At 74.8% G+C, this 10,063-nt stretch carries 9 protein-coding genes; 1 reads left to right on the top strand and 8 read right to left on the bottom strand.

The genetic code is table 11. The features are described from left to right. Positions 1-52: 52 nt before the first annotated feature. From ACFVHB_RS30075 to ACFVHB_RS30045, 7 genes are read right to left on the bottom strand one after another with little or no spacing between them, the layout of a single operon-like run. The gene (locus tag ACFVHB_RS30075; RefSeq protein WP_380328498.1) at positions 53-1,249 is read right to left on the bottom strand and encodes a peptidase M6; all 1,197 of its coding nucleotides are present in this window, start codon (positions 1,247-1,249) and stop codon (positions 53-55) included. Between the two features lie 21 nt (positions 1,250-1,270). Then, positions 1,271-2,554 (bottom strand): alpha/beta fold hydrolase, encoded by a 1,284-nt coding sequence (locus tag ACFVHB_RS30070; protein WP_380328496.1) that lies wholly within the window; start codon positions 2,552-2,554, stop codon positions 1,271-1,273. After that, positions 2,551-3,735, bottom strand: coding sequence for an ABC transporter ATP-binding protein (locus ACFVHB_RS30065; protein WP_380328494.1), 1,185 nt, complete (start codon positions 3,733-3,735; stop codon positions 2,551-2,553). The genes ACFVHB_RS30070 and ACFVHB_RS30065 overlap by 4 nt, the downstream gene beginning before the upstream one ends. Next, positions 3,732-4,544 carry an ABC transporter ATP-binding protein gene (locus ACFVHB_RS30060; protein ID WP_380328492.1) on the bottom strand — a complete coding sequence of 271 codons (813 nt, stop codon included), beginning with the start codon at positions 4,542-4,544 and terminating at the stop codon, positions 3,732-3,734. The genes ACFVHB_RS30065 and ACFVHB_RS30060 overlap by 4 nt, the downstream gene beginning before the upstream one ends. Further along, a complete protein-coding gene (locus ACFVHB_RS30055; RefSeq protein WP_380328490.1) occupies positions 4,541-5,533 on the bottom strand; it encodes an ABC transporter permease in 993 nt (330 codons plus the stop codon). The genes ACFVHB_RS30060 and ACFVHB_RS30055 overlap by 4 nt, the downstream gene beginning before the upstream one ends. Continuing rightward, complete coding sequence (locus ACFVHB_RS30050) at positions 5,530-6,483, bottom strand: ABC transporter permease (RefSeq protein WP_380328488.1); 954 nt, start codon at positions 6,481-6,483, stop codon at positions 5,530-5,532. The genes ACFVHB_RS30055 and ACFVHB_RS30050 overlap by 4 nt, the downstream gene beginning before the upstream one ends. Further along, positions 6,480-8,243, bottom strand: a complete 1,764-nt coding sequence (locus ACFVHB_RS30045) for an ABC transporter substrate-binding protein (protein WP_380328486.1) — start codon at positions 8,241-8,243, stop codon at positions 6,480-6,482. Before ACFVHB_RS30045 ends, ACFVHB_RS30050 begins: the two co-directional genes overlap by 4 nt. Positions 8,244-8,340: 97 nt before the next feature. Between ACFVHB_RS30045 and ACFVHB_RS30040 the strand changes: the two genes are divergently transcribed. Continuing rightward, the gene (locus ACFVHB_RS30040) at positions 8,341-9,303 is read left to right on the top strand and encodes a LysR family transcriptional regulator (protein ID WP_380328484.1); all 963 of its coding nucleotides are present in this window, start codon (positions 8,341-8,343) and stop codon (positions 9,301-9,303) included. Between the two features lie 28 nt (positions 9,304-9,331). Here ACFVHB_RS30040 and ACFVHB_RS30035 read toward each other — a convergent pair whose 3' ends face one another. After that, on the bottom strand, positions 9,332-10,012 hold the full coding sequence (locus ACFVHB_RS30035) for a macro domain-containing protein (protein ID WP_380328482.1): 681 nt from the start codon (positions 10,010-10,012) through the stop codon (positions 9,332-9,334). Positions 10,013-10,063 lie beyond the last annotated feature (51 nt).

Below are 10,063 nucleotides of genomic sequence, written 5' to 3'. Positions count from 1 at the left end.
CAGCGTGGGGGTGGCCCGGTGGCGCCCCGGCGCGAGTCGGGGGCCGCACGCCCTAGCCGCGGGCGACGGTGATGGTGTCGGTGTCCCGGTCGCGGCGGTCGATCTCGATCCGCACGCCCGTGGCGGGGTCGGTGAAGGACTGGCCGGGGTGGAAGGCGGCCAGGTCGAGGGCGGTGCAGCCGGCCGGCGGGGTGGCGTCCGGGTTGCCGTTGGCCACCCGGACGGGGCCCTCGCCGGTCGGAACGGCGCTGTCGACCCGGTAGACGAGGACCCCGGTGGAACAGGCACCGGCGTCCCCGCCGACGGCCCGGCGGGATTCGGCGACGTACGCGGTGGTCTCGCCGGTGCGGATCACCGCGATCTTGGTGCCGCCGGGGCGTTCCACGGCCTGCAGGCGCACCGCGCGGCGGCCGGCCGCCGGCAGGCAGGCCACCTGGCGGTCGTCGATCCAGCCCAACTTCCAGCTCTCCCAGCCGAGGTGCTGCGGCGCCGGGCCGGAGATCAGGCCCATCACGTCCCAGCCCCCGACGAAGCGGTGGTAGTCGTTACCGGTGAAGGCGTACAGGTCGGGCAGGCCGAAGGTGTGGCCGGTCTCGTGCACCGCGACCCCGGGCCCCCAGTGGTACATGTCCTGTCCGAACGTCACCGCCCACTTGAGCCGCTTGCCGTTGACCACGATCCCGGGGGTGTGGGGGTCGTAGAGGTAGGTGGGCGAGAAGCTGATCGCGGGCGCGGCCTTCGTGGGGACGACGTACACCATGTCGTAGCGGGACACGTCGGTGTACGGCGCGGCGGCCTCGACGGCCTGGCGCACGTAGAGCTCGTGCTGCTCGAAGGTGATGCCGCGCTGGAATCCGTAGGAGGCGGAGTCCTGCGGCAGGTGGAGCCACCGGTTCAGCGGGGTGAGGCCGAGCCGCGTCCGGCCGTTCGAGGCCTGCCGCAACAGGTCGGCGGCCGGGGCGAGTTGGTGGTAGTAGTCGGCGAGGTCGCCGGTACCGGGGGCGTCGGGGAAGTCGACGAAGAGCATCAACACGTGCTTGGTGCCCAGTGGTTGCTGGAACTGCGCGCGGTCGGTGTCGTGGCCCTCGTCGGTCCAGCCGGTACGGCCGGGCAGCGCGCACGCGGCGGCGGGCGCTGCGGCGACGGTAGCGGGGACCGCGGGAGCGGCGGGGGCGGCCGCGGCGGGGGTGGCGGCGAGCAGGGCGGCGAAGGCCGGTGCCAGGGCGCCGGCGAGCATGCGTGGTCTCAACTCTCTCCTTCGATGGGGTGGTCAGGCCCGGCCGGAGGCCAGGTCCATCAGACGGGCCAGGACGCGGTCGCCGGAGGCGGTGACCCCGTCGTGCTCCCACTCGTCGGTGACCCAGGTGCGCAGCGAGCCGACCGCGCGGGCGGTGTGCAGGGAGAGGCCGGCGTCCACGTACATGTCGTCGTGGTAGATCGCGGCGGCCACCGGCACCGGGTTGGCGGCGAGCCGGGCGGGGTCGTAGAGGCGCGGCCAGTCGGTGCGTTCGGCGAGCAGGTCGACGGCCTCGGCGAACGGACGCAGTGCGGCGATCTCGCGGAACATCCAGGGGTAGATCATCTCGCCGGTCAGCAGCAGCGGGTCCGCGTCCTCGGCGAACCCGGCGTGGTCGGCCAGGGCGCGGGCGGCGGCCCAGCCGGTGGGGGTGCCGCCCTGGCCGTAGATGGACTCCTGGAGGACGGCGAAGAGCGGGTTGTCGGTGAAGGAGGTCAGCTGGGCCACCTGGTGCAGGAAGCCGGCCGACGGCTCGCCGTGCGCGTCGAGGGCCTCGTCCAGCAGCCAGTGCAGGCGCGCGGAGCCGTCGCCCATGCCGAGCAGCAGGCCGAGGGTGCGCAGCCGGCGGACGGTGAGCCGGTCGCCGTCGGGGAGGTGGACCGGCCGTCGGCCGAGGAGGTCGGCGATGCGGCGCAGCAGTGCGCGGTCGCCGGGGTGACGGGCGTAGTGGGCGGTGACCTTGTCGCGCACCCGGGGGTAGGTGGCGGCGTACACGTCGTCGGCGGTCGCGTCGAGGCCGGGCAGGCCGCCGGTGACGTAGCAGGCGCGCAGGCCGTCGGGGGCGGTGGAGAGGTAGCTGAGGGTGAGGAAGCCGCCGTAGCTCTGGCCGAGGGTCTCCCAGGGTTCGTCGCCGCAGAGCCGGCGTCTGATCAGTTCGGCGTCGGCGACGATGGCGTCGGCGCGGTGCAGGGCGAGGTGGTCGGCGAGCTGCCCCGGCGAGCCGAAGCGGGCCGCGGTGCGGGCCGTGACGGGGGTGGAGCGGCCGGTGCCGCGCTGGTCGAGCAGCAGGACCCGGTGGGTCCTGAGGGCGTGGCCGAGCCAGCCGCCGCCGGCGTTGAGCGGGCGCGGGGACTTCCCGCCGGGACCGCCCTGGAGGTAGAGCAGCCAGGGCAGGCCGTCCGTGGCGCGGGCGGGGTCGGCCAGTTCGCGGGCGAAGACCTCGATCGTCGGACCGCCGGGGTCGGCGTGGTCGAGCGGGACGGTGAAGGTGTGGTCGGTCACCGCGAGGCCGGGCAGTCGGTAACGGGAGCTGATCACGGGGTGGCCTCCGGGCGCTGTCGGTCGGTCCGCTCGCTCCGCTCGGGGCGGTGCCGGTCGGTCCGCTCGCTCCGCTCGGCGAAGTGGCAGGCGACCTCGTGGCCGGGGGCGAGGGTCCGCAGGGCGGGGCGCTCGGCGGCGCAGCGGTCGTCCGCCCGGGGGCAGCGGGTGCGGAAGCGGCAGCCGGTGGGCGGGTGGAGCGGGCTGGGCAGGTCGCCGCGGAGGACGATGCGCTCGCGTCCGCGTTCGGCGTCCGGGTCGGGCAACGGGACGGCCGAGAGCAGGGCGCGGGTGTAGGGGTGGGCGGGGGTGGCGAAGAGGGTGTCCCGGTCGGCGGTCTCGACGACGGCGCCGAGGTACATCACGGCGATGCGGGTGCTGATCTGCCGGACGGCGCCGAGGTCGTGCGCGATGAACAGGTAGCCGAGGCCGTACTCGTCCTGGAGGTCCTTGAGCAGGTTGAGGATCTGGGCCTGCACCGAGACGTCGAGGGCGGAGACCGGTTCGTCGCACACCACCAGCTTCGGGCGCAGGGCCAGCGCCCGGGCGATGCCGATGCGTTGGGCCTGGCCGCCGGAGAACTCGTGCGGGTACCGGTCGGCGTGCTCGGGGCGCAGGCCGACCCGCCGCAGGAGGTCCTCCACCGGCTCGTCGGGGGTCAGCCCCTGGTAGGCGAACGGCGCGGTGAGGATCCGGCGGACGGTCTGCCGGGGGTTGAGGGAGGAGAACGGGTCCTGGAAGACCATCTGGAGCTCGCGCCGGACGGGGCGCAGCGCGGTCTCGTCCAGGCCGGCGAGCTCCCGTCCGGCGAACCGGACGGTGCCGGAGGTGGGCCGCTCCAGCCGGGTGAGCAGACGGGCGACGGTGGACTTGCCGCAGCCGGATTCGCCGACCAGGCCCAGGGTCTCCCCCGGGTCGACCCGCAGCGAGACGCCGTCGACGGCGGTGACGTGGCCGGCGAGCCGCCGGGTGAGGCCGTGGCGGACGGGGAAGCGTTTGACGAGGTCGCGGGTTTCGAGCAGCGCGGTCGTGGCGTGGCCCTTGCCCGTGGCGTCGTGGCCCGCGCCGGTGCCGGGGCCGGCGCTCGTGCCGGGGCCCGCGGACGTGTCGCGGCCCTCGCCCGTGCCGGAGCCCGCGTGCGTGGCGCGGCCCGCGTGCGTGTCGTGGCGCGGTGCGCTCATGTGGTGGCCTCCAGGGTGGGGAGCCGGTGCGGAAGCGGGCCGTCGATGCGCGGGACGCAGGCGAGCAGGCCGCGGGTGTAGGGCTGTCGGGGGCGCTGGAAGACGTCGTGGACGGTGCCCCGCTCGACCGCGCGACCCCGGTGCATCACCACGACCTGGTCGGCGAGCCCGGCGACCACGCCCATGTCGTGGGTGATCAGGACGATCGCGGTGCCGGTCTCCCGGCGCAGCTCGCGCAGCAGGTCGAGGATCTGGGCCTGGACGGTGACGTCGAGCGCGGTGGTGGGCTCGTCGGCGATCAGCAGGTCGGGCTCCAGGCAGAGCGCCATCGCGATCATCACCCGCTGCCGCATCCCGCCGGAGAACTCGTGCGGGTAGGCGCGGGCCCGGCGTTCCGGCTCGGGGATGCCGACCCGGTCGAGCATCCGGACGGCCACCCGGTGGGCCTGCTTGCGGCCGGCCCGGTGGTGCGCCCGGTAGGCCTCGGCGATCTGGAAGGCGACCGGGTAGTACGGGTTGAGGCAGGACAGCGGGTCCTGGAAGACCATCGCGATCCGGTCGCCGCGCAGCCGGCGCAGCGCGCGCCCGTCGAGGGCGGTGAGCTCCCGGCCGTCGAAGCGGATGCTGCCGCCGACCGTGGCGTCCCGGAGCAGTCCGAGCACGGCCAGGCTGGTGACGGACTTGCCGCTGCCGGACTCGCCGACCACGCCGAGCACCTGCCCGGCCGCCAGGTCGAGGTCGAGCCCGTCCACGGCGCGGACGCCGGAGCGGAAGTCGACCGTCAGGTCTCGTACCGTCAGCAGGGTCATCCGAGGGCCCTCACTCTCGGGTCGAGCACGGCGTAGCCGAGGTCCACCAGGACGTTGGCGAGCACCACGAAGGCGGCGGCGAACAGCGTCACGCCGAGGATCACCGGCTGGTCGGCGCCCGCGATGGCGTCGGCGGCGAGTTTGCCGACGCCGGGCAGGCCGTACACCGACTCGGTGATCAGCGCGCCGCCGAGCAGCGCGCCCAGGTCCATGCCGAACAGGGTGACGACGGGCATGAGCGCGGGCCGCAGCGCGTGCCGGCGGACCACGGTGACCTCGGGCAGGCCCTTGGCGCGCGCGGTGCGCACGTAGTCGTGGCCGAGGCTCTCCAGCATCTCGCTGCGGGTGATCCGGGCGTACACGCCGGCGTACAGCATGGCCAGGGTGATCCAGGGCATGACCATGGACCGCGCCCAGCCGGCCGGGTCCTCGGTGAACGGGACCACCCGGGGGTAGGGCAGCACGCCGAGGCGGACGACCAGCAGGTACTGGAGCAGCAGCGCGGTGAGGTAGACCGGCAGCGAGATGCCGCCGAGCGCGGCGGTCATCGCGGCGCGGTCCCAGAAGCCGCCGCGCCGCAGGGCGGACACCACGCCCGCCGTCACGCCGACCGCGAGCCAGAGCACCGCGGCGCCCACCGCGATGGAGATGCTGACGGGCAGCCGGTCGGTCAGCAGCCGCCACACCGGCTGGTTGGTCTGGAAGCTGAAGCCCAGGCAGGGGAAGGGGCACTGGACGGCCTGCGCGCCGGTGCCGTACGTCCGGCCGGAGACGAGCCCGCCCAGGTAGTCCGTGAACTGGTCGACCGGCGAGCGGTCCAGCCCGAGGGTGGTGCGGATCTCGGCGAGCCGGGCCGGGCTGCAGGCCTTGCCGCAGGCGCCCTGGGCCGGGTCCGCCGGCATCAGGTAGAAGATCGCGAAGGTGGCGGCGGCGATCACCACCAGGACGGCCGCGGTGACGGCCAGCCTTCGCAGCAGGTAGGGGATCATCGTCGCTGGCTCCGGGGGTCGAGCGCATCGCGCACCGCGTCGCCCAGCACGTTGAAGGCGAGCACGGTGAGGAACAGGAAGGCGCCGGGGATGAGGAAGTAGGCGGGGTCGGCGGCGTACCAGGGCACGGCGGTGGCGATCATCTGGCCCCACGAGGGGGTCGGCGGCTGCACGCCCACGCCGAGGAAGGAGAGCCCGGCCTCGGTGGCGACGCAGGCCGGGATGGACGTGGTGGCCACCACCAGCACCGGGCCGGTCAGGTTCGGCAGCACCTCGCGCAGCAGCAGCGCCCACCGGGACGCGCCGAGCAGCCGGGCGGCGGCCACGAACTCGCCGCGGGCCAGCACCATCGTCTGGCCGCGGACGATCCGGCCGACGTAGGGCCAGCCGAAGAAGCCGAGCACCACGATCAGCAGGAGCCGGCGGTCCGCGCCGGGCGCGGCCGAGATCAGCGCGATCATGAAGATCAGGCTGGGGAAGGACATCAGCAGGTCCATCAGCCGGCCGATCACGGTGTCCGCCCAGCCGCCGAGGAAGCCGGCGACCAGGCCGAGGGCGGTGCCCAGGACCACCGAGAGCGCGGTGGCGAGCACCGCGATCAGCAGCGAGACCCGGGCGCCGTGGACCACCCGGGCGAGCACGTCGCGGCCGTTGACCGGCTCGACGCCGAGCCAGTGCTCGGTGCTGATCCCGCCCGCGGCGCCGCGCGGCAGGCCGCCGAGGGCCGGGTCCACCGCCTCGCCGTGGAACGCCGTCGGGGAGTTGCCGGTGAGCCAGGTGACCAGGGGGGCGGCGAGCGCGGTCAGGACCAGCAGGGCCACCACCGCCAGGGCGGCCGCGGCCGAGCGCCGGGCGGCCAGTTGCCGCAGCACGGACGGGCGGCGCGAGGCTGCCGGGCGGCGCGGGACTGCCGGGCGGCGCAGCACGGACGGGCGGCGCGGGACGGTCACCGGTGCAGCCCCAGCGAGACGAGGTCGAGCCGGCCGACGAAGGCGGTGTGCCCGTACGCGCCGGTGACGTGGGGCCCGACCAGGACGGCGGCCTTGTCCCAGAGGAAGGGCACCACCGGGGCGTCGCGCATGATGCGCTTGGCGAGTTCGCCGTACGCGCTCCGGGCGGCGGCCGGGTCGCCGGTCGCGGCGATCTCGTCCAGCCGGGCGTTCACCTCGGCCGAGTCGTACTGGGCCCGGTTGTTGTTGCCCTCGGCGGTGATCTGGCGGCCGTCGAACAGGATCGGCAGGTAGGTGGAGGCGCCCGGCCAGTCGGGGGTCCAGCCGTCGATCACCAGGTCGTGCTCGCGGTGCGGGCTGCCGACCGTGCTGTAGAACGCCGAGGAGGCGATCTCGTTGATCCGCACGGTGATGCCGGCCCGGGCCAGCGCGGCCTGGACCGCCTCCCCCTGGGCCTTGCCGCCCGCGGTGGCCGGGGTGTCGAGGGTGAGCTCCAGGCCGGAGGCGCGGCCGGCCTCGGCGAGCAGGGCCCTGGCCTTCGCGGGGTCGCCCTTGCCGTCCGGGCTCGGGTACGGGTCCTCGGCGGCGTGGCCGGGCAGCGTGGGCGGCAGCAGGGTGGTGGCCAGGTCGCCCGCGATCGGGCCGCCCCTGGTGGTGCGCAGGGCGTCCTTGTCCAGCGCGTACGCGATCGCCTGCCGCACCCGGACGTCGTCGAGCGGCTTGTGCCGGGTGTTGATCCCGAGGAACCGGGTGTTGATCGACTCGCCGGTGACCAGGCGCCGCTTCAGCTGCGGGTCGTTCACCACCCGCCCGACCGAGGCCGGTCCGATCGGCTCCAGCGCGACGGCGTCCGCGTCCTCGCCCTGACCGGCGATCAGCCGCTGGTCGACCACCGCCGGGTCGAGGTTGAGGTCGATGACGACCTGGTCGGGGAGGCCCTTGCGGACGGTGTCGGTGGCCTGGTCCCAGGAGGGGTTGCGGACCAGCACGAGCTGCTTCTTCGGCTCGAACCGGTCGATCCGGTACGGGCCGGAGGAGAACGGCCTGCTGTCGTAGCCGACGCCGGTGTCCTTGTCCTTCGGGACCGGGGCGAACATCGGCAACGACACGGCCGAGCCGAAGTCGGACACCGGCCGGTTGAGCCGGAACACGACGGTCCGCTCGTCCGGCGTCTCGATCGACGCCAGCCCCGCCGGATCGCGGTACGGGCCGTGGTAGGACTCGCCGCCGGCCAGCCAGAGCCGGGCGTACGGCGGGCCCTCGGGCAGTTCGGCGGCGAAGGTGCGCTCGACGCCGTACTTGACGTCCCGGCTGGTGACCGGGCGGCCGTCCTCGAACTTCACGCCCTCCTTGAGGGTGAAGGTCCACGTCCTGGCGCCGTCGCTGGGGCGGCCGGTGTCCGTGGCCAGGTCCGGCACGATCTGGCCGCCGGCCGGCCCCGGCGCGGGGGCGAAGGTGGTCAGCGTCCGGTAGATCAGCCGGCCCACGTCCTGGGTGGAGGTGACGTAGGCGCGGGCCGGGTCGAGGTGTTCCAGGTCGATGCTGGACAGCACGTGCAGCGTGCCGCCCCGGACCGCGGCGGCGTCCCCGGCCGCGGCGGTGCCGTCCGGCCCGGTGCAGGCGGCCGCCGACAGCAACCCCAGGGCCGCGGCCAGCGCTGCGGCCGCTCTTCGCGTGCGGCGGCGCGTGCCCGGACGCGCCGCCGCACTCGCACGCGCGGCCGTGCCCGGCTCGGTGCCGGTCCCCATCCAGGTCCCCATCCATGCCCTCCGATGCGATATGACATTTCACATGTGGGACAAGATTGGGACGTCACCGACTCTTCCGGGAGCTCTCAGCTGCCCATAACATCCCGTTATGGATCTCGAGATACGGCATCTGCGGATCATCTGTGCCATCGCCGGCACGGGCAGCCTCACCCGGGCCGCCGCCGCGCTCGGCCTCTCCCAGCCCGGGCTCAGCGCCCAGCTGCGCCGGATCGAGACCGTGCTCGGCGGTCCGCTGTTCGAGCGGACGCCCGCCGGCGCCGTACCCACCGCCTTCGGCGAGACCGTGCTCAGCCGGGCCCGTGCCGTCCTGCCGACCATCGACGAACTGCTGAGCGCCTCCGCCCTGGCCGCCGCCCAGGGCGGAGGCCCGAGCCGGCGCTTCCGGCTCGGCTCGGTCAACGCCCCGCTGCTCGGCGGGCTCATCACCGCCCTGCGGACCCACCACCCCGGCGCCCGGATCGTCTCCCGCGACCAGGGCTCGTCCGTCCCCCTCGTCGACGACATCGCGCACGGCCGGCTGGAGGCCGCCGTGGTCGGCGACAGCCCCGGCTACGAACTCCGGGCGCGGCCCGGCGTCGTCCTCCACCCCGTCGTCACCGAGCCACTCTTCGTCGCGCTGCCCGCGGGCCACCCGCTCGCGGCCCGGCCCGAGGTGACCCTGGACGAACTCGCCGACGAGGACTGGGCCTCACCGCGCCCCGACGACGACCGGCACCGCGAGTACTGGTCCACCACCTTCCTCGCGACCGGCCACCGGATGCGCACCGTCCACGAGGCGGAGGGACGGCTGCTGCTGGAACTGGTGCGCGGCGGCCACGCGGTGAGCCTCTGCCAGGCCACCTTCGAGGAGGTGCCGGGCATCGCCGTCCGCCCGATCGCCGGCACCCCGCTCTGGTACCGCCACCTGCTCGCCTGGCACCGGGACGGCCCGCTGGCCCCCCTGGGCCCGGTGCTGGTCCACCACGCCGCGCAGGCCCACCGCGCCGCCTCCACCCGCAACCCGGCCTACCGCCGCTGGTTGCGCGACCACCCCGGCGAGCCGGCGGCGTGACCGGCGCGGCCGGTCGGGCGGGCCCCGGTCAGCGGCGCGAGGCGCGGCGGGCGGGCGGCGCGGCGATGCGGACCCGCTGCTCGGCGGGCGCGCGCTCCAGGTCGTCGAGCTGGGCGAGGATCGTGCTGCGCAGGTCGTCGTCGTCCTCGAAGTGGTGGTCGTTGAACAGCGTGTAGCCCGTCCACATCAGGTTGGCGCAGACCCGGGCCGGCACCCGGCCGGTCCGGGCGCCCATGCCGACCAGCGCCACCGACCCGATGCTGCCCGGCGTCACCGTGTTCTGCCGGTGCACCGCCTGGAACGCGGCGGCGCAGGCCAGCGCCACGTTCAGCGTCGCGCTGACGTTCTGGGAGGACTGCTCCATCGTCGGCGTCGATATCAGGAACTGCGGGTTGACCGCCCCGGACGGCACGCACACCGCGCTGCCCACCGGGAGCGTGCCCGCGAACCGGTCGCGGATCGCCCGCTGGACGCGCAACTGGATGCCCGCGCCGAGGTGGCGCTTGATCACCGCGTCGAGCCCGCCGTCCATCCGGCCCCGGGAGTTGGTGGGGCTGACCCAGGCGTCGACCCGCTCGTCCAGGATCGAGCCCTGCCGGATCTCGATCCCGGGGGTGTCGGCGAACGCCGCCCGCCAGGCCTCCACCACCGCCTCGTTGAGGTCGGTCAGCACGACCCTGAGCGGCGACGGCACAAGGTTCTCGGTCAAGGTTCACTCCGATCGGGAAACGGCCCCTCTGTCGCTTCACGACGCTAGCCC

Source organism: Kitasatospora sp. NPDC127111, from assembly GCF_042677465.1.
In the GTDB taxonomy this organism is placed as follows: domain Bacteria; phylum Actinomycetota; class Actinomycetes; order Streptomycetales; family Streptomycetaceae; genus Kitasatospora.
Note: the sequence above shows the minus strand (reverse complement) of the source record. Positions and strands in the feature narration are given on the sequence as shown.